General features: G+C 64.5%; 20 protein-coding genes. 17 read left to right on the plus strand and 3 right to left on the minus strand.

Annotated elements, in window-relative coordinates:
- Window positions 1–5 precede the first annotated feature (5 nt).
- From fba to AC4PTB_RS08585, 8 genes are all read left to right on the plus strand, one after another.
- Window positions 6–1,070: a class II fructose-bisphosphate aldolase gene (fba, locus tag AC4PTB_RS08550; protein ID WP_492189577.1), complete on the plus strand. Its 1,065-nt coding sequence runs from the start codon at window positions 6–8 to the stop codon at window positions 1,068–1,070.
- An 18-nt stretch (window positions 1,071–1,088) separates the two neighbouring features.
- Entirely contained in the window at window positions 1,089–2,465 is a 1,377-nt protein-coding gene (locus AC4PTB_RS08555) for a ribulose-bisphosphate carboxylase (RefSeq protein ID WP_492189578.1), read from the plus strand.
- A 56-nt stretch (window positions 2,466–2,521) separates the two neighbouring features.
- A complete protein-coding gene (gene rpe / locus AC4PTB_RS08560) occupies window positions 2,522–3,208 on the plus strand; it encodes a ribulose-phosphate 3-epimerase (protein ID WP_492189579.1) in 687 nt (228 codons plus the stop codon).
- 4 nt (window positions 3,209–3,212) lie between these two features.
- Entirely contained in the window at window positions 3,213–3,764 is a 552-nt protein-coding gene (locus tag AC4PTB_RS08565; RefSeq protein ID WP_492189580.1) for a thioredoxin family protein, read from the plus strand.
- A complete protein-coding gene (locus AC4PTB_RS08570; RefSeq protein WP_492189581.1) occupies window positions 3,764–4,423 on the plus strand; it encodes a phosphoglycolate phosphatase in 660 nt (219 codons plus the stop codon). The genes AC4PTB_RS08565 and AC4PTB_RS08570 overlap by 1 nt, the downstream gene beginning before the upstream one ends.
- Complete coding sequence (locus AC4PTB_RS08575; protein ID WP_492189582.1) at window positions 4,414–5,097, plus strand: HAD family hydrolase; 684 nt, start codon at window positions 4,414–4,416, stop codon at window positions 5,095–5,097. Before AC4PTB_RS08570 ends, AC4PTB_RS08575 begins: the two co-directional genes overlap by 10 nt.
- A 60-nt stretch (window positions 5,098–5,157) precedes the next feature.
- Window positions 5,158–5,595: a TIGR01244 family sulfur transferase gene (locus tag AC4PTB_RS08580; RefSeq protein ID WP_492189583.1), complete on the plus strand. Its 438-nt coding sequence runs from the start codon at window positions 5,158–5,160 to the stop codon at window positions 5,593–5,595.
- 176 nt (window positions 5,596–5,771) lie between these two features.
- Complete coding sequence (locus AC4PTB_RS08585; protein WP_492189584.1) at window positions 5,772–6,524, plus strand: helix-turn-helix transcriptional regulator; 753 nt, start codon at window positions 5,772–5,774, stop codon at window positions 6,522–6,524.
- Window positions 6,525–6,874: 350 nt separating this feature from the next.
- Here the strand turns inward: AC4PTB_RS08585 and tsf are convergent, their stop codons facing one another.
- Both tsf and rpsB read right to left on the minus strand, forming a co-directional pair.
- A complete protein-coding gene (tsf, locus tag AC4PTB_RS08590) occupies window positions 6,875–7,783 on the minus strand; it encodes a translation elongation factor Ts (protein ID WP_492189585.1) in 909 nt (302 codons plus the stop codon).
- A gap of 71 nt (window positions 7,784–7,854) precedes the next feature.
- A complete protein-coding gene (rpsB, locus tag AC4PTB_RS08595) occupies window positions 7,855–8,610 on the minus strand; it encodes a 30S ribosomal protein S2 (protein WP_013067545.1) in 756 nt (251 codons plus the stop codon).
- A 336-nt stretch (window positions 8,611–8,946) separates the two neighbouring features.
- On the opposite strand from rpsB, the gene AC4PTB_RS08600 reads away from it, so the two are divergent.
- Genes AC4PTB_RS08600 through AC4PTB_RS08610 form a run of 3 tightly spaced genes read left to right on the plus strand, consistent with a single transcriptional unit; the run spans window position 8,947 to window position 11,542 of the window.
- Window positions 8,947–9,843 (plus strand): PfkB family carbohydrate kinase, encoded by an 897-nt coding sequence (locus tag AC4PTB_RS08600; protein ID WP_492189586.1) that lies wholly within the window; start codon window positions 8,947–8,949, stop codon window positions 9,841–9,843.
- On the plus strand, window positions 9,840–10,757 hold the full coding sequence (locus tag AC4PTB_RS08605) for a pseudouridine-5'-phosphate glycosidase (RefSeq protein WP_492189587.1): 918 nt from the start codon (window positions 9,840–9,842) through the stop codon (window positions 10,755–10,757). The genes AC4PTB_RS08600 and AC4PTB_RS08605 overlap by 4 nt, the downstream gene beginning before the upstream one ends.
- A gap of 59 nt (window positions 10,758–10,816) precedes the next feature.
- Window positions 10,817–11,542, plus strand: coding sequence for a DUF502 domain-containing protein (locus AC4PTB_RS08610; RefSeq protein WP_492189588.1), 726 nt, complete (start codon window positions 10,817–10,819; stop codon window positions 11,540–11,542).
- Between the two features lie 190 nt (window positions 11,543–11,732).
- Here AC4PTB_RS08610 and AC4PTB_RS08615 read toward each other — a convergent pair whose 3' ends face one another.
- Window positions 11,733–12,506, minus strand: coding sequence for a 3-hydroxybutyrate dehydrogenase (locus AC4PTB_RS08615; protein WP_492189589.1), 774 nt, complete (start codon window positions 12,504–12,506; stop codon window positions 11,733–11,735).
- 263 nt (window positions 12,507–12,769) lie between these two features.
- Between AC4PTB_RS08615 and AC4PTB_RS08620 the strand changes: the two genes are divergently transcribed.
- From AC4PTB_RS08620 to AC4PTB_RS08645, 6 genes are all read left to right on the plus strand, one after another.
- Complete coding sequence (locus AC4PTB_RS08620; protein WP_492189590.1) at window positions 12,770–14,593, plus strand: extracellular solute-binding protein; 1,824 nt, start codon at window positions 12,770–12,772, stop codon at window positions 14,591–14,593.
- Complete coding sequence (locus tag AC4PTB_RS08625) at window positions 14,590–14,706, plus strand: lipoprotein (RefSeq protein ID WP_492189591.1); 117 nt, start codon at window positions 14,590–14,592, stop codon at window positions 14,704–14,706. Before AC4PTB_RS08620 ends, AC4PTB_RS08625 begins: the two co-directional genes overlap by 4 nt.
- A 97-nt stretch (window positions 14,707–14,803) precedes the next feature.
- Window positions 14,804–15,121: a hypothetical protein gene (locus tag AC4PTB_RS08630; RefSeq protein WP_492189592.1), complete on the plus strand. Its 318-nt coding sequence runs from the start codon at window positions 14,804–14,806 to the stop codon at window positions 15,119–15,121.
- A gap of 65 nt (window positions 15,122–15,186) precedes the next feature.
- Window positions 15,187–16,725: a class I adenylate-forming enzyme family protein gene (locus tag AC4PTB_RS08635; RefSeq protein WP_492189593.1), complete on the plus strand. Its 1,539-nt coding sequence runs from the start codon at window positions 15,187–15,189 to the stop codon at window positions 16,723–16,725.
- Window positions 16,722–17,345, plus strand: a complete 624-nt coding sequence (locus tag AC4PTB_RS08640) for a DsbA family oxidoreductase (protein ID WP_492189594.1) — start codon at window positions 16,722–16,724, stop codon at window positions 17,343–17,345. The genes AC4PTB_RS08635 and AC4PTB_RS08640 overlap by 4 nt, the downstream gene beginning before the upstream one ends.
- 91 nt (window positions 17,346–17,436) lie before the next feature.
- Window positions 17,437–18,654 (plus strand): multidrug effflux MFS transporter, encoded by a 1,218-nt coding sequence (locus AC4PTB_RS08645; protein ID WP_492189595.1) that lies wholly within the window; start codon window positions 17,437–17,439, stop codon window positions 18,652–18,654.
- The last annotated feature ends 6 nt before the right edge of the window (window positions 18,655–18,660 follow it).

Raw genomic sequence — 18,660 nt, forward strand, 5'->3', positions numbered from 1 at the left:
AGAAAATGGCACTGATCACCCTTCGGCAACTGCTGGACCATGCTGCGGAATATTCCTACGGCGTGCCCGCCTTCAACATCAACAACATGGAACAGGGCCTCGCCATCATGGAGGCCGCCAAGGCCTGTGACGCGCCGGTCATCATCCAGGCCTCGCGCGGGGCGCGCAGCTATGCCAATGACATCATGCTGGCGAAGATGATCGAAGCGCTGGCCGCGATCTATCCGAACATTCCGCTCTGCATGCATCAGGACCACGGCAACAACGAGGCCACCTGCATGACCGCGATCCGTCACGGCTTCACCTCGGTGATGATGGACGGCTCGCTTGAGGGAGATGCAAAGACGCCCGCAAGCTACGAATATAACGTCGATATCACCGAGCGCGTCTCGCGCATGGCGCATTGGGTCGGCGCCTCGGTCGAGGGCGAACTGGGCGTTCTGGGCTCGCTGGAAACCGGGCAAGGCGAGGCCGAGGACGGGCACGGCGCCGAAGGCGTTCTGGATCACAGCCAGCTGCTCACCGACCCCGATCAGGCGGTGGATTTCGTAAAGAAAACGCAGGTGGACGCGCTGGCCATCGCCTGCGGCACCTCGCATGGCGCCTACAAGTTCTCGCGCAAGCCCGATGGCGATATCCTCGCCATGTCGGTGATCGAGGCGATCCACAAGAAACTGCCGAACACCCACCTTGTCATGCACGGCTCGTCCTCGGTGCCGCAGGATCTGCAGGACATCATCAACGAATTCGGCGGGGCGATGCCGCAAACCTTCGGCGTGCCGGTCGAGGAAATCGTGCGCGGCATCAAGATGGGCGTGCGCAAGGTCAATATCGACACCGACTGCCGCATGGCGATGACCGGGCAGTTCCGCCGCATCGCCGAGCAGAACAAGGCCGAATTCGACCCGCGCAAATTCCTCAAACCCGCGATGGATGCGATGCGCGATCTGTGCAAGGCGCGTCTTGAAGCCTTCGGCACCGCGGGCCATGCTTCGAAAATCAAGGTCATCCCGATGGATGACATGGCGAAACGCTATGCCAGCGGCTCGCTTGCGCCGAAAACCAACTGATCGAAAGGACCCCTCATCATGGATCAGTCTAACCGTTACGCCCGGCTTGACCTCAAGGAAGCCGATCTCATCGCCGGCGGGCGCCATGTGCTTTGCGCCTATGTCATGAAGCCCAAGGCGGGCTACGGCTATCTGGAAACCGCCGCCCATTTCGCTGCCGAAAGCTCGACCGGCACCAACGTCGAAGTGTCCACCACCGACGATTTCACCCGCGGCGTCGATGCGCTGGTCTATGAGATCGACCCGGAAAAAGAGATCATGAAGATCGCCTATCCGGTCGAGCTTTTCGACCGCAACATCATCGACGGCCGGGCGATGCTGTGCTCGTTCCTGACGCTGACGATCGGCAACAACCAGGGCATGGGCGACGTCGAATACGCCAAGATGCACGATTTCTACGTGCCGCCCTGCTATCTGCGCCTGTTCGACGGTCCCTCGATGAACATCGCCGACATGTGGCGTGTTCTGGGCCGTCCGGTGGTCGATGGCGGCATGGTGGTCGGCACGATCATCAAGCCGAAGCTGGGCCTGCGTCCGAAGCCCTTTGCCGATGCCTGCTATGAATTCTGGCTGGGCGGCGATTTCATCAAGAACGACGAGCCGCAGGGCAACCAGACCTTCGCGCCGCTGAAGGAAACCATCCGTCTGGTCGCCGATGCGATGAAACGGGCGCAGGACGAGACCGGCGAGGCGAAGCTTTTCTCGGCCAACATCACCGCTGACGACCATTACGAAATGCTCGCCCGCGGCGAATACATCCTTGAAACCTTTGGCGAAAACGCCGATCACGTCGCCTTCCTCGTGGATGGCTACGTCACCGGCCCGGCGGCGATCACCACCGCGCGGCGCTCCTTCCCGCGGCAGTTCCTGCACTATCACCGCGCGGGCCATGGCGCCGTGACCTCGCCGCAATCGATGCGCGGCTACACCGCCTTCGTTCTGTCCAAGATGTCGCGTCTGCAAGGCGCCTCGGGCATCCACACCGGCACCATGGGCTATGGCAAGATGGAGGGCGATGCCTCCGACAAGATCATGGCCTATATGCTGACCGATGATGCCGCGCAGGGCCCGTTCTACCATCAGGACTGGCTGGGCATGAAAGCCACGACGCCGATCATCTCGGGCGGCATGAACGCGCTGCGTCTGCCGGGCTTCTTCGACAACCTCGGCCATTCGAACGTGATCCAGACCTCGGGCGGCGGCGCCTTTGGCCACCTTGACGGCGGCACCGCCGGGGCGAAATCGCTGCGGCAGTCCTGCGATGCCTGGAAGGCGGGCGTGGATCTGGTGACCTATGCGAAATCGCATCGCGAACTGGCCCGCGCCTTCGAAAGCTTCCCGAGCGATGCCGACAAGCTCTATCCGGGCTGGCGCGTCGCTCTGGGCGTGAACTGAACGCCGTGCTATCCGGGCGGGGGGACACCCCCGCCCCAACCCCTCAGGAGACCGACATGACCTTCGACCGTTCCATCAAGATCGCCCCCTCGATCCTTTCTGCCGACTTCGCCGATTTCGGCCGTGAAATCCAGGCCATCGAGGCGCAGGGCGCCGATTGGGTGCATGTCGATGTGATGGATGGGCATTTCGTGCCGAACCTCACCTTTGGTCCGCCCGCCGTCGCCGCCTTCCGCAAGCATGTGAAAACCGTGATGGACGTGCATCTGATGATTTCGCCGGTCGATGCCTATATCGACGCTTATGCGCAGGCGGGCGCCGATGTGCTGACGGCGCATGTCGAGGCCGGGCCGCATATCCACCGCACGCTGCAGGCGATCCGCGCCGCCGGGATGAAATCGGGCGTGGCGATCAACCCGGGCACCCCGGCTGAGGCGATCGAGCATGTGCTTGATATTGCGGATGTTGTCTGCGTGATGACGGTGAACCCCGGCTTTGGCGGGCAGAAATATATCGACATGACGGCCAAGGTGCGCAAGCTGCGCGCGATGATCGGTGACCGTCCGGTGCATATCGAGATCGACGGCGGCATGGACCCGGTCACCGCGCCCCTGATGGCGGCCGCGGGCGCCGATGTCTTCGTGGCCGGTTCGGGCGTCTTCAAGGGCGGCTCGGTCGCGACCCCCGAGGTCTACGGGCGCAACATCGCCGCCATCCGCGCGGCGGCACAAGCGGCGCTTTAAGATCATGGCGGTGTCCCCTCCGGTCTGCGATTTTGGCTGGAAAGCCCCGGATTTCCGCCTGCCCGACACCTCGGGCAGGCTCTGGAGCCTCGACGACATCCGTGGGCCGAAAGGCCTGCTGATCATGTTTATCTGCAACCACTGCCCCTATGTTCAGGCGATCCTCGACCGGCTGCAGCGCGATGCCGAGGCGTTGATGGATCTGGGCATCGGCGTGGCGGCGATTTCGTCAAACGATGTCGAAAGCTATCCCGAGGACAGCCCCGAAAACATGGCGCGGCTGGCGGCGGAACGGGGCTTCCGCTTCCCCTATCTTTTCGACGAAACGCAAGCTGTGGCAAAGGCTTACGATGCGATCTGCACACCGGATTTCTTCGGGTTCAACGCCGCATGTCAGCTGCAGTATCGTGGCCGTCTGGACGCCTCGGGCCGCACCGCCGGCCCGGCCGATGCGCGGCGCGAGCTTTACGAGGCGATGGTGAGCGTGGCTGAAACGGGTCAGGGGCCGCGGGACCAGATCGCCTCGATGGGCTGTTCGATCAAATGGAAAGAGTGATGGTGCCGGCGCTGATTTTCGATCTCGATGGCACGCTGATCGATTCGGCGCCCGCCATCCACAAGGTCTCGAACGATGTGCTGCAGGCACGCGGTTACGCGCCCCTTGGACTTGATCAGATCCGCAGTTTCGTGGGGCAAGGCGCCCCCCATCTGGTGCGCTGCCTGCTGACCAGCGCGGGCGAAGACCCGGCTGGGCCGCTTTTTGACGCGATCTATGCCGATCTGGTCAGCCGCTATGAAACCGATGTCGAGGGCAACACCCTCTATCCGGGTGTGATCACAGCCTTGCAGCGTCTGCGGGCGATGGGCTGTCCGATGGCGATCACCACCAACAAGCCCTACAAACCTGCGCTTGCGGCGATCGCCCATGTCGGACTGAGCGATTATTTCCAGCTTGTCATCGGCGGCGACAGCCTGCCCACGCGCAAGCCAAACCCCGGGATGGTGCAGGAGGCGCAAAAAGTGTTGCGCCGCGATCGGGCGCTTTACATCGGCGACAGCGAGATCGACGCGCAGACCGCCCAAAACGCAGGCCTGCCGTTCCTGATCTACACGGAGGGCTATCGCAAGACCCCGGTCGAAGATTTGCCCCATGCCGCAAAGTTTCAGGATTTCAACGCCCTGCCGGGCATCGTTGAGGAATGGGCATGGAGCTGAAAGCGCTGATTTTCGATGTCGACGGCACTTTGGCGGAAACCGAAGAAGTGCATCGTCAGGCCTTCAACGAGACTTTCGCGGCGCAGGGTCTCGACTGGCACTGGTCGAAGGAAGATTATCGGACGCTTCTGCGCACCACCGGCGGCAAGGAGCGGATGGTGAAACAGCGCGAAGATCTGGGCTCCGGCCCCTCGGATGCGCAGATCGCCGATCTGCACAAAGCCAAGACGCAACGCTATGTCGAGATCATCGCTTCGGGACAGGTCAGCCTGTTGCCGGGCGTCGCGGAGCTGATTTCCCGCGCCCGTTCCGCCGGTCTGCGCCTCGCCATTGCCACCACGACCTCGCGGGCCAATGTGGAGGCGCTGATCGCCGCCACCCTCCGCAAGCCCGCCGGGGAGATTTTCGAGGTGATCGCCGCAGGAGACGACGTGGCGCAAAAGAAACCCGCCCCGGATGTCTATCTGCTGGCCTTGCAGGGCCTTGGCCTGCCGCCCGCCGCCTGTCTGGCCTTTGAGGACAGCCGCCCCGGTCTTGCCGCGGCGAAGGCCGCCGGGCTGCGGGTCGTCCTGACGCCCTCGGAATACACCCGCGGGGATGATTTTTCGGCCGCAGACTGGGTGATCCCCGATCTGACCGCCGCCGCGACCAAAGCGATCCCGGATCTGCCCTGATCCCCTTGCGCCCGTCGGCAGCGCGGTCCAGACTGGCCGCGGAACTTGCCGGAGGAAGACATGGACCTGCGTACCCTGACGCCCGATTTCGCCGTGGCGCCGCAGATCGCCCTTGACGATATTGCCGAGGCCGCCCGCCTCGGCTTTCGCACGCTGATCAACAATCGCCCGGAGGAAGAGGTCGAGGCCGGTCTCAATGCCACGCTGCAGGCCGCCGCCGCCGCCGCGGGGCTGTCCTATGTGCATCTGCCCTATTATCCGGGCGAACTGACCCCCGATCTGATCGCCGGTTTCGAGCAAGCCCTTGCCGCGGCCGAAGCGCCGGTTCTGGCCTGGTGCCGCTCCGGGACACGATCCTCGCATCTTTGGGCCCTGAGCCAGGCCGGACAGCGGCCGCTTGGGGAGATTTTTCAGATTGCTCAAAACGCGGGCTACGATCTCTCTGGCCTGGTACCGATGCTGCGCGCCAAGGCCGGCGACAGCGGTGCCGCCGTATAAAGATCGAAACTTAACCGCCTGGTAAAAAAGCATAATTGCACATCTCCCCTCGGGATGGTGCAGTCTGCGACCTTCTGACATGCCACGCGCTGCTGCGCGGAACGGACTTGCGCCCATCGGTTGGCACATGGCAAAACGGTGATCTGTGCAAGCTTGCGAGGTGTGAGACGCGCGCAATGCTGGATCATCTTGAACAACTTCTGGTCGCCGAGGACATCGCGACCATCTGGAGCATGCATTGCACGCAGATGGCGAGATTCGGCTTTGATCGTCTGATCTACGGGTTCACCCGGTTCAGCGCGACGCAGAGCTTTGGCTCGCTCGACGATACGCTGATCCTGTCCAACCACGATCCGGCCTATCTGAATGCCTTTCTGGGCGCCGGTCTCTTCTCGGAAGCGCCGATGGTGAAATGGGCGATCGATTCGGTGGGGGCCTGTTCGTGGCGCATGGTCGCGGAAAAGATGGCCGCGGGCGAGCTGACCGAGGGCGAGCGCAAGGTGATCGAGCTGAACCGCCGTTTTCAGGTTCTGGCGGGGTATTCGATCGGCTTTCCCGACACCTCCGCCCGCGCCAAGGGGGCGATCGGCCTCTGTGCGAAGCCCGGCCTTACCCAGGCCGATGTCGATGCGATCTGGCAGGAACACGGCCGCGACCTGCGGGTGCTGAATTCGATCATGCATCTGAAAATCAGCGCGCTGCCCTTTTCGACCACGCGTCGCCCTCTGACCGCGCGCCAGCGCGAAGTGCTGGAATGGGTCGGCGACGGCAAGACCTCGGCCGATATCGCGCAGATCCTCGGCCTGACCACGGCCACGGTCGAGAAACATCTGCGCCTTGCCCGTGAGGCGCTCGAGGTCGAGACCACCGCCCAGGCGCTGCTCAAGGCGTCGATGCAGAAGCAGCTTTTCATCACCTCCGCCCCCTAGCCCGGTCGCCGCCTGGCCCGGGAAAGCTGTCCAAAAGGGCTGCGACATTCTGGCAGGGTAAGGAATACCTGACTACTCCGAATCCACAGAAATGACTTAGATACACGTGTTCCGTGAGTGGTGGCTTCGGCCAGGAACAGGGAAGCAGTCGAAGATTGATCCGGCGAGATCCCACCCGGTTTTCCGGTACGGCCCAGCGGGTTTATTTTAACCCGTCTGGGCCGTTTCAATTTTATGCATTAAATATGCAGAATACGCCCTGACAGGGCATGGCCTCGCAGCTGCGCGCTCCGCACCGAAAGAAAACGCCGCCCCGAAGGGCGGCGCTGTCTTTGCCAAAGGGGCAGCGCTTACGCGCCGACCATCTTCGCCACTTCCGCGGCGAAATCCTCTTCCTTCTTCTCGACGCCTTCGCCCACGGCAAGACGCGCAAAGCCGGTGATTTCCACGCCCGCCTCGGTCGCGGCCTGGGCCACGGTCACATCGGGGTTCATCACGAATTTCTGGTTCACGAGGGTCACTTCCTCGAGGAACTTCTTCATCCGGCCCGGGATGATGTTGTTGTGGATCACCTGCTCGGGCTTCGGCTTGGCCGAGGTGGCGTTCTCTTCCAGCGCCTTGGCGGTCTGCACCTGCAGCTCGCGCTCCAGCACGGCCGGGTCAAGGCTGGCTTCGTTCAGCGAGATCGGCGCGGTCGCCGCGATATGCATCGCGAATTGCTTGCCGATTTCCTGCGCCTTAGCGGCATCGCCCTTCAGCGCGACCAGAACGCCGATCTTGCCCATTTCCGGGGCGGCGGCATTGTGGACATAGGAAATGATGGTGTCGCCTTCCAGCACGTGCAGGCGGCGGAAGGTCATGTTTTCGCCGATGCGCGCGATGGCTTCGCCGATCACTTCGTCAACGGTCTTGCCGTTCAGCGCCGCGGCCTTCACCACTTCGACCGATTCGCCCACTTCCAGCGCGGTTTTCGCCACGTCGCGCACCAGCGCTTGGAAATCGGTGTTCTTCGCAACGAAGTCGGTTTCCGAGTTGATCTCGATCGCGACACCGCGGCCGGTGGTCACGGCGACGCCGATCAGACCCTCGGCGGCAACGCGGTCGGCCTTTTTCGCGGCTTTCGCCAGGCCCTTTGTGCGCAGCCAGTCGATGGCGGCATCCATGTTGCCGTCGCATTCGGTCAGCGCCTTCTTCGCGTCCATCATGCCGGCGCCGGTGGTTTCGCGAAGTTCTTTCACCATCTGAGCGGTGACAGCCATGGGAACTCTCCTTGGAATGGGGTGAGGGCGGGGTTACCCCCGCCCGATGAAGCTTGTGTGACGGCCGGGCCTCAGGCCTCGGCAACGTCCTCGACCGGGGCTTCTTCCAGCGCGCCCAGGTCGACACCGGCGGCGCCCATCTGGGCGCTCATGCCGTCCAGCGCCGCGCGCGAGACGAGGTCGCAGTACAGCGCGATGGCGCGGGCGGCGTCATCGTTGCCGGGGATGATGTAGTCCACGCCCTTGGGCGAGCAGTTGGTGTCGACCACGGCCACGACCGGGATACCCAGCTTCTGCGCTTCGAGGATGGCGAGGTCTTCCTTCGACACGTCGATCACGAAGAGCAGGTCCGGCAGACCGCCCATTTCGCGGATCCCGCCCAGCGAGGCCTGCAGCTTGGCCTGCTCGCGTTCCATGCCCAGACGTTCTTTCTTGGTCAGGCCTTCGGCGCCCGAGGCCATGATCTCGTCGATCTGCTTCAGACGGGCGATCGATTGCGAAACCGTTTTCCAGTTCGTCAGCGTGCCACCCAGCCAGCGGTGGTTCATGTAGTATTGCGCGCATTTTTCCGCGGCATCGGCGACGGCTTTCGCAGCCTGACGCTTGGTGCCGACGAAGAGCACGCGGCCGCCCTTGGCAACCGTGTCGCGGACCACGTTCAGCGCCGCATCCAGCATCGGCACGGTCTGGGTCAGGTCGATGATATGGATGCCGTTCCGCTCGCCATAGATGAACTCCGCCATGCGCGGGTTCCAGCGTTGCGTCTGGTGGCCGTAGTGAACGCCAGCTTCAAGAAGCTGACGCAGCGAGAAATCGGGAAGCGCCATGTTCCATTCCTTTCCGGTTTGCGCCTGAGCGGAGGATTTCAGGGTCGCCCCCAACCGGTGGACCGAACGGGGATGTCTCCCGCCGTTGGCCCGCCTCCGCCTGTGAAGTGCGCGCCCTATAGACCAGCCGTCCCGCTCTGGCAAGCCCCCGCCCCCGTCTTTGGCCAAGGATGCCGCCGACAATGCCCCGGGCGGGGATAATTTCGGCAAGATAAATCCGCCTTCCGCGCCCGGTCCTCTTTATCTTGCCGCAAATATCCCGGGGGTGAGGCGCGAAAGCGCCGAGGGGGCAGCGCCCCCCTTGCCCTCCCGGCCAAGCCGTAGCACCAAGGGAGCATGAAAGACACTCCCGACATTCTGTGCATCGGTTCGGTCCTGTGGGACATCATCGGCCGCGCGCCGGTGCATATGCGGGCGGGCTCCGACGTGGCCGGGCGGATCACCCGCCTGCCCGGCGGCGTGGCGATGAACATCGCGATGACGCTGACCCGCTTCGGCCTGCGCCCCGCCATCCTGACCGCCATCGGCCGCGACGCGCAGGGCACCGAGCTGGTGCAATCCGCCGAGCTGATGGGGATCGACTGCAGCTTCCTCTATCGCTCGGACGATCTGCCCACCGACCGCTACATGGCGATCGAGGGCGCGAATGGTCTGGTCGCGGCGATCGCCGATGCCCATAGCCTCGAGGCCGCGGGCGACAAGATCATGCGCCCGCTCTGCGATGGCCGTCTGGGCAGCGTGACCGCCCCTTGGACCGGGCCGGTGGCGCTTGACGGCAATCTGACTCAGGCCCTGCTGGCCGAGATCGCGCGCTCGCCGCTTTTCGCCGCCGCCGATCTGCGGGTGGCGCCCGCCAGCCCCGGCAAGGCGGAACGGCTGGCGCCGCTGCTCGCGCAGCCCAATGCGACGATCTATGTCAATCTCGAAGAGGCCGGGATTCTGTGCCAGCGCAGCTTTGCGGGCGCCGAGGCCGCGGCCGAAGCCCTGCTCGCCCGCGGGGCCCGTCATGTGCTTGTCACCGATGGCGGCAAGCCTGCCGCAGACGGACGGCAGGGCGCGGGTGTCGTCATCGCCGCGCCGCCGCCCGTTCTGGTCACCCGCGTCACCGGCGCGGGCGACACGTTCATGGCCGCCCATCTGCTGGCCGAGCGCGAAGGCGCGGACCGCGAGACCGCCCTTGACCGCGCCCTTGCCGCCGCCGCTCGCTACGTCTCCGGAGACAAACCCACATGACCGACCTGCCCCTTGCCTTTGCCCCCGAAATCCGCGCCGCGCTTGACACGGGCCGCCCGGTCGTTGCGCTCGAAAGCACGATCATCACCCATGGCATGCCGTTTCCGCAAAACCTTGAAACCGCGCGCCGGGTCGAGGCCGAGGTCCGCGCCGCCGGTGCCACCCCCGCCACGATCGCGGTGATGGGCGGGCGCATCCACATCGGCCTGACCGACGCGGAGCTGGAAGCCCTTGCGCAGGCGACGGGGGTGATGAAGCTCTCGCGCGCCGATCTGGCCTTTTGCCTCGCCACCGGGGGCATCGGCGCCACCACGGTTGCGGCGACGATGATCTGCGCGCATCTGGCCGGGATCGCGGTCTTCGCCACCGGCGGCATCGGCGGCGTGCACCGCGGCGCCGGGGAGAGCTTCGACATCTCGGCCGATCTGACCGAGCTGGGCCTGACCCCTGTCACCGTCGTCGCAGCCGGGGCCAAAGCCATCCTTGATCTCAACAAGACGCTGGAAGTTCTTGAAACAAATGGGGTTTCCGTGATCGCCTTCGGTCAGGACGAGTTCCCCGCCTTCTGGTCGCGCAGCTCGGGGCTGCGCGCGCCGCTGCGCGCCGACAGCGCATCCGAGATCGCCCGGGCGCATCTGCTGCGCGCCCATCTTGGCCTTGCGGGCGGCCAGCTTGTCGCCAATCCGATCCCGCCCGAGGCCGAGATCCCCCGCGCGGCGATCGGGCCGGTCATCGAAGCCGCGCTGGCCGAGGCGGCGGCGCAGGGCATCGCGGCAAAAGCCGTCACCCCCTTCCTGCTGGCGCGCATCTTCGAACTGACCGAGGGACGCTCGCTTGCCGCCAATATCGCCCTTGTCCTGAACAACGCCCGCCTTGGCGCGGCTATCGCCTGTGAAATCGCGGCGTTGCGGTGACCGGCACAGTGCGTCCACCGTCCGCCGATCCCAACTCCGGTGCAAACACGAGGCCCAGCATGACCGAGCATGACCCGCATCCGACGCCGCAAGAGCAGCTCTCGCTCATGCCGCAGCCGCACAAGCGGGGATTTCTGGCCGGGCTGCGGGCCTCGTTCCTGACCGGGCTGATCGTGATTGCGCCGATTGCCGCGACGCTGTGGCTGATGTGGACGCTGGCGGGCATGGTGGATGGCTGGGTGCTGCCCTTCATCCCGGCGCATATGCGCCCTGAAACCTATGTCGGCACCAACCTGCGCGGCGTGGGGGTGGTGATCTTCCTGCTCTTCACCCTCACCGTGGGGGCGCTTGCGCGCAACTTCATCGGCCGTGCGGTGATCCGCTTTGGCGAGTCGCTGGTGGACCGGATGCCGGTGGTGCGCTCGGTCTATAACGGCGTCAAGCAGATCGCTGAAACCGTGCTGAGCCAGGGCGACACGAAATTCGACCGCGCCTGCCTGATCGACTATCCGCGCGAGGGGCTGAAGGCGATCGCCTTCGTCTCGGCCCGGGCCAAGGGCGAGATCGCGCTGCAGGCCGCGCCCGAAGACCCGCTGATCTCGGTCTTCCTGCCGACGACGCCGAACCCGACCTCGGGTTTCCTGCTATATGTGCCGGAAAGCCAGATCACCTATCTCGACATGTCGGTCGAGGATGCGGCCAAGCTGATCATCTCGGCCGGGCTCGTCTATCCGTCGGAGAAGAAAGTCGACCCCTCCGCGAAGACACCGAAGACCGCGGTCTGAAACCGGTTTCGCCGCGCAAGCGCGGCGACCCGCGGGGGCTCCGCCCCCGCACCCCCGGCGTATTTTGCCAAGGAAAATCAGAGCCTTCTTTTGGATTGCGGGCCGTCTTTCATCTTGCCTCAAATATCTCGGGGGTCCGGGGGCAGAGCCCCCGGCAGGTCGCCTCGGGCTTGCCCCGAGGCGAAATCCCCTAGAGCGCCGTCCAGCCGCCATCCACCGAAATCGTCGTGCCGGTGATCTGCGCCGCCGCCTCGGAACACAGGAAGACCGTCGTCCCGCCCAGCTGCTCGACCGTCGCGAACTGCTTCGAGGGTTGCCGCGTCAGCATCACTTCGCGGATCACCGTCTCGCGGTCCATCCCGTGCACCTTCATCTGATCGGGGATCTGCGCCTCGACCAGCGGCGTCAGCACATAGCCCGGACAGATCGCGTTGCAGGTGATCGGCTCCTCGGCGGTTTCCAGCGCCACGGTCTTGGTGAAGCCGACGATGCCGTGCTTGGCCGCCACATAGGCGGATTTGAACGGCGAGGCGGTCAGCCCATGCGCCGAGGCGATGTTGACCACCCTGCCCCAGCCCGCCGCCCGCATCAGCGGCAGCGCCGCCGCCGTGGTGTGAAACGCCGAGCTGAGGTTGATCGCCAGGATCGCATCCCATTTCTCGACCGGGAACTGATCCACCGGCGCCACATGCTGGATGCCCGCATTGTTCACCAGGATGTCGCAGCGCCCCGCCTGCGCCACCAGCGCCCGGCACTCTGCGCCTTGCGACATGTCGGCCTTGATGTAGCGCGCCGTCACCCCGAATTCGGCGCCAAGCGCTGCTGCCAGGGCGTGATCCTCGGGACGATCGGTGAACGAGTTCAGCACCACATCGGCCCCGGCCCGTGCCAGTTCCCGCGCCACCCCAAGTCCGATCCCCGAATTGGATCCGGTGATCACCGCCGTCTTGCCCTTCAGGCTCATGGTTCCCTCCTCCAGCCGTTGCGCAGAAAGAAGTAACCCCCTCGCACGGTTCCGCAACTGCGAAGCGCGGCGCGAAAAGAAAAAGACGCCCGCGCAAGGCGGGCGTCAAGTCATGAGGCAGGTTTCATACAGGCAAGAAACCTATCGAGCAGTGATCTTCTTATAGCCCCGCGCGGCGCCGCTTCCAAGGGAAAAGTTTGCCTGGGCTTTCGGCAGGCGTTAGCTTGGCGCCTGAAAAGACAGGCAAACGGGAGATTGTTGCGATGCAGGGATCGGTGTTTTTCCGCACTCTCGCCCTTGTGATATTGGCTTTTGGCGGGGTTTTGACGGGCTTTTCGGTGCAGGCCGGGCCGATGACCGGAATCGCCATGCAGGGGCAGCCCGCGCTTGATCCCGAGCGGATGCACCTGCCCTATGCCGACCCGCAAGCGCCTTTCGGCGGCCGGATGCGGATGGGCGAATCGGAAAGTTTCGATTCGCTCAACCCCTGGATCCTGCAGGGACGCCCGGCGCAGGGGATTTCGGGCTATGTCACCGAATCGCTGATGCTGCGCAGCTACGATGAACCCTTCAGCCTTTACGGGCTCCTGGCCGAAACCATCGAGACCGATGAGAGCCGCTCCTGGGTCGCCTTCACCCTGCGCGCGCAGGCGCGGTTTTCCGATGGCAGCCCGGTCACCGTCGAAGATGTGATCTGGTCCTTCGAGACGATCGGCACCAGCGGCGGACCGCGCTATCAGACCGCCTGGAAAAAGGTGAAATCGATCCGCCAGACCGGGCCGCGCAGCCTGCGCATCGACTTCACCGAGCCGAACCGGGAACTGGTGCTGCTGATGGGGATGCGCCCGGTCTTGTCGAAGAAGCAGTGGCAAGGCCATGATTTCGCGTCTGAAATGCAGATGGTCCCGATGGGCTCGGGGCCTTATGTCATCGAAAAGGTCGACATGGGCCGGTCGATCACGCTCCGGCGCAATCCCGATTGGTGGGGCAAGGATCTGCCTATCACCCAGGGGCTGCATCATCTCGATCAGCTGCGCTGGGAGTATTTCGGCGATCAGAACGTGATGTTCGAGGCCTTCAAGGCCGGCGAGATCGACCTTTACCGTGAAACCAATGCCGTGAACTGGGACAGCGAATATGATTTCCCGGCGGTGACCGCGGGGCGGGTCGTCAAGGAAGAGATCGCCCATCAGCTGCCCTCGGGGATCAAGGGGCTGGTGATGAACACGCGCAAACCGATTTTCGCCGATTGGCGGGTGCGGCAGGCGATGATCCTCGCCTTCAATTTCGAATTCGTGAACAAGACCCTGACCGGTGGCCGCGAGCCGCGGATTTCCTCATATTTCGCCAATTCGGCGCTGGCGATGCCGCCCGGCCCCGCGACGGGCCGGGTGGCGGAGCTGCTGGCGCCCTTTGCGGCGGATCTTCTGCCCGGCACGCTGGAGGGCTATGCGCTGCCGGTCGCCGATGGCACGGCGCAAAACCGGCCCAACATGCGCGCGGCGTTGAAATTGCTGGAGGAAGCGGGCTGGACCGCGGGCGAGGACGGGGTCTTGAAGACGGCCGCGGGCACGCCTTTCCGCTTCGAGATCGTGCTGCAGCAGGGCGCCTCCGAATCGCAAACGGTGGTCGACATCTATCTCGAGTCGTTGCGGCGGCTGGGCATCTTTCCGCGGGTGACGGTGGTCGATGACGCGCAGTTTCAGGCGCGCAAGACCAGTTACGATTTCGACATGACCTGGATGTTCGTCGCCACCTCGCTCTCGCCCGGCAACGAGCAGTCGCTTTACTGGGGCGCGAAGGGGGCCGATGCGCCCGGGTCGCGCAATCTGATGGGGATGCGGGATCCGGCCGCCGATGCGATGATCGCGACGCTTCTGGCGGCGCAGACGCCCGAGGCGTTCACCGCCGCGGTGCAGGCGCTGGACCGGGTGCTGATCGCGGGGCGTTACGTGATTCCGATCTGGTATGCGCCGGTTGTCCGGGTCGCGCACAGTCGCGACCTTCACTTTCCGGCAAGGGTTCCGCTATACGGGGATTGGCCGGGCGTGACGCCCGATGCATGGTGGCATGAGGTGAAGAAATGAAGAAAGCGATCCTTGTGATGGTGCTGGCCGCGGCCCTTTCGGGGTGCAACACGGTTGCGGGCGTCGGCGCCGATGTGACCGATGGCGCACATAAGGTGCAAAGCTGGTTCTGATCCGCATTCCGCGGCGCAGGCAGAAATTTTCCTTTTCAGACCGCAATATGCGGCGCAAGATCGAGACCTGCGGAAGGGCTCGGAGACGGAGGTCAGGATGAAATGGCATCATGTGCAGGACAATTGGCCTGCCTTCTTCGAAGCGATCCTCGACCGTTGGCCCGATGCCGACGAGGCCGAGCTTGACGAGATCGACGGCGATCAGCGCGCCTTCATCGCCTATATCATCGAGCTGACCGGGCAGGAGCCCGAGGAGGCCCGGGCCGATATCCGCGAATGGCTGAGCGGGGAACTGCCCTCGGACGTGGTGATGGATCCGCGGCACGACAATCATTCGATCGCGCTGTCGAAGAAATACGTCCCCGAGGGCGAAGACGAATACGACGACGATTCGCGCTTCGGCGACGAGGGATGATCCTGCACACGGCAAGCTGATCGCGCGCCGCTTGCAACCGCAGGCGGCGCGGCTTAGCAAGACGCATGCTGTCGATCCATACCTCCGCCCCGCTTGCCCCGCCGCCCGCCGCCTTCAACATGGCAGCCCATGTGCTTGCCCGCGCAGATGCGCTTGCCGACCGCTCGGCGCTGCAGATCGTCGGCCCTTCCGGGGCTGAACGCTGGTCTTTCGGCCGTCTGGCCGCGGCGGTCCGCGGCACGGGGACCGGGCTTTTGCAGGCCGGTCTTGTGCCCGGTGATCGCGTGCTCTTGCGGCTGGGCAACACCCCCGAATTTCCGGTGGCGTTCCTTGGGGCGATTGCGGCGGGCCTGATCCCGGTGCCAACCTCGGCGCAACTGACCGGGGAAGAGATCACGAAGATGGCGGCGCAGATCACCCCGGCCGCGGTGGTGGCCGGAACGGGGGTTGCGCTTCCCGATCATCCGCCGATGATCCTGACCGAGGCCGATCTGAAGCGGTTCGAAACCCTGCCGCCCTGTGATTATGCGCTGGGTTCGGCCGATCGGCTTGCTTATATCGTCTTCACCTCTGGCACTTCGGGCTCTGCGCGGGCGGTTTGTCATGCCCATCGTGCGATCTGGGCGCGGCAGATGATGCACGAGGGCTGGTATGGGCTGACCGGCTCGGACAGAATATTGCATGCCGGCGCGTTCAACTGGACCTATACGCTTGGCACCGGGCTGATGGATCCCTGGACGGTCGGGGCAACCGCGCTCATTCCTGCGCCGGGGGTCGAGCCTGCCACGCTGCCGTTGCTTCTGCGGCGCTTTGATGCGACAATTTTTGCAGCTGTTCCGGGTGTTTATCGGCAGCTTTTGAAGCAGCATGCAAAGCTTGACCTGCCGCGTCTGCGGCATGGCCTTTCGGCGGGTGAAGCGCTGCCGCGCCTGACCCGGCAACATTGGACCGAGGCCAGCGGCACCCCGATCTTCGAGGCGCTGGGCATGTCGGAATGCTCGACCTTCATCTCCTCCTGCCCGGCAAATCCGGCCCCGGAAGGAACGATGGGCTGGCCGCAACCCGGAAGACGGGTCGCGGTGCTGTCGCCCGAGGGCGAGCCGCTGCCCCGGGGTGAGCCGGGCGAGCTGTCGGTGCATCGCAGCGATCCGGGGCTTTTCCTTGGCTATTGGGGCGCCGAAGCCGAAGCACGGGCAAAGTTCACCGCGGATGGGGACTGGTTCCGCACCGGCGACATCGTGCGGATGACCGAGAGCGGCGCCATCGCTTATCAGGGCCGCGGCGACGACATGATGAACGCGGGGGGGTTCCGGGTCAGTCCGCTTGAAGTCGAAGCCGCCATGGTCAGCTGCCCCGAAGCGGGCGATGTGGCCGCAATCGAGCTGCGCCTGTCGGAAGAAACCAGCCTGATCGCTCTGGCCCATACGGGATCGGCCTCGGCCGAGGCGCTTGCCGCGCATGCCACTGCGCATCTGGCGCGCTACAAGCAGCCCCGGATCTACCAGCATTTCCCGACCCTGCCGCGCAACCGCAATGGCAAGATCGACCGAAAGGCCTTGCGCCAGCTCTGGCCGACACTTGCAGACAGGGCCAGAAGCAAATGATCGCACTGGATATTTTCGCAGACCCGACGTGTCCGTGGTGTTATCTTGCCAAAGCGCAGCTTGACCGTGCGCTGGAAGCACGTCCCGGTCATCCGTTTCTGATCTCCTGGCATCCGTTCCAGCTCAACCCGACCCTGCCCGCCGATGGCATGGACCGCGGGGCCTGGTTGCGGGCGCGGTTCGGTGCGCAAGCCGATCAGGCCGACCTGCCGGTGCTTGAAGCCGCCCGGACCGCCGGAGTGGCGTTGAACCTGCCAATAATCGCCCGCGTGCCCAATACGCTGAACGCCCATCGCCTGCTGCATTGGGCCGGGATCGAGGGCGCGCAGACTGCCGTCATGGCGGGTTTGCTGCGCGCTTATTGGCGGGATGGCCAGGATATCGGACAGACCGACATCCTTGTAAACATCGCCGCCGCGGCCGGGCTGGAGCCGGACATGATCCGCCGTCTGCTTGCCACCGAAGCGGATATCGACACCATCCAGTCCGGCGCGGCGCATGCGCGCGAGCGCGGCATTGTCTCGGTGCCAACCTTCATTCTCGACAATTCTCATGTGATCACAGGAGCCCAGCCCGCCAGGCTCTGGATGCAGATCATCGACGAGATCGCTGCGGCGTAGTTGCGCATTTCTGCACGGCAATGTGCTGGACTGCGCACTGGTTTTCGTCGCGCAGTCGGATATGGTTCTGCGCAACCCTGAAAGGCTGTGCATGTCCGACCCTCACGCATCTGCGGCGCCCGCCCGCATTCCTGTTTTCGAATTCACCGCGCTGATGGCGCTTCTGGCCGCAACGGTCGCATTTTCGATCGATGCGATGCTGCCTGCGCTGCCCGAGATCGCGGCCAAGCTCTCTCCCGAGTCGATCAACCGCGCGCAGCTTGTGCTGACCTTCTTCGTCCTTGGCATGGGCGTCGGAACTTTCGTCGCCGGTCCGCTTTCGGATGCGATCGGGCGCAAGCGGACGATCGTCGTCGGCGTCAGCATCTTCGTGACCGGGGCCGTCATCGGTGCCTGGGCGCAAAGCCTCGAAGTGCTGCTGGCGGCACGGTTCATACAGGGTCTTGGCGCCGCGGCGCCGCGGATCGTGCCGATGGCGCTGGTGCGCGACATGTATTCCGGGCGCGAAATGGCCAAGGTGACCGCCTTCATCATGATGGTCTTCATCCTCGTTCCCGCGCTCGCCCCCTCGGCCGGACAGCTGATTATCGGTTTCGCGGGCTGGCGCGGCGTGTTCTATGCCTTCATCCTGTTCGCGCTGATCGGCCTTGCCTGGCTCAGCCTGCGCCAACCCGAAACTCTGACGCCCGAGCGGCGGCGCCCGCTGCGGGCAGGCCTGCTCTGGGCGGGCACCAAGGAGATCCTGGCCGATCGCGATGTGCGGCTTTGCATCCTCACGATGACACTTGGCTTCGGACAGATGTTCGCGCTGCTTTCCTCGTCACAACAATTGTTTGCGGCCTTCGGCGCAGTTGAGAGCTTTCCGAAATGGTTTGCGCTCATGGCGATTCTTGCGGGCTCTGGCACGGCTTTCAACGCGCTCTTCGTGATGCGTCTGGGGATGCGCCGGATGGTGCGGGGAACCTATATGATGCAGGTCGTCTCCTCGGGCGCGATGCTAGTGCTGATCCTTTACGGTGCGGTGACACCGCCGCAGGGCTTCGCTTTCCTGTTCGTCTGGACGGTCACGGTCTTCATGATGGCGGGGATCACCTTTGGCAATCTGAACGCGCTGGCGATGCAGCGGATGGGCCATCTCGCCGGTCTGGCCGCCTCGGTCGTTTCGGCACTCTCGACGATGGGCGCAGTGCTGATCGCCGCTCCGGTCGGGCTGATGTTCGACGGCACGGCCCTGCCGATCGTCGTCGCGACGCTGACCTGCTCAAGCCTCGCCGTGATCCTGATGGGCTTCGTGCGCGAGGCCGCATAGGGGGCG

This window comes from Rhodobacter sp. 4.3.4, assembly GCF_058724655.1.